Raw genomic sequence first — 255 nt, 5'->3', positions numbered from 1 at the left:
ACATTGTTTCCGGCGAAACATTCACAGCCCCACAAGTCTACACACCAGGCGGCAATGCCCGTATCAACAGCCTGCAAGACGAAGACCAACTGACCGGTACCGGCGTCTCCAACACACTGACAGCCACCCTGGGCAATGCCAACGACAACGGCGGCACACTCATCACCCCAAAACTGACCAACATCCAAACGCTGAATGCCTCCTTCACAGGATCATCCTCCGCGGGTGCCAACCTGGCAGTGACTGGTCTCGATC

General features: G+C 56.9%; 1 protein-coding gene. It reads left to right on the top strand.

Annotated elements, in window-relative coordinates; genetic code table 11:
- Positions 1 to 255, top strand: a 255-nt coding sequence (locus ACO0LK_RS27100; RefSeq protein ID WP_422980622.1) for a hypothetical protein, incomplete at both ends; no start/stop codon positions are given.

It is taken from the genome of Undibacterium sp. Ji49W (assembly GCF_049340205.1).
GTDB lineage: Bacteria > Pseudomonadota > Gammaproteobacteria > Burkholderiales > Burkholderiaceae_D > Undibacterium.
This window is presented reverse-complemented; position numbering and strand designations above follow the sequence as displayed.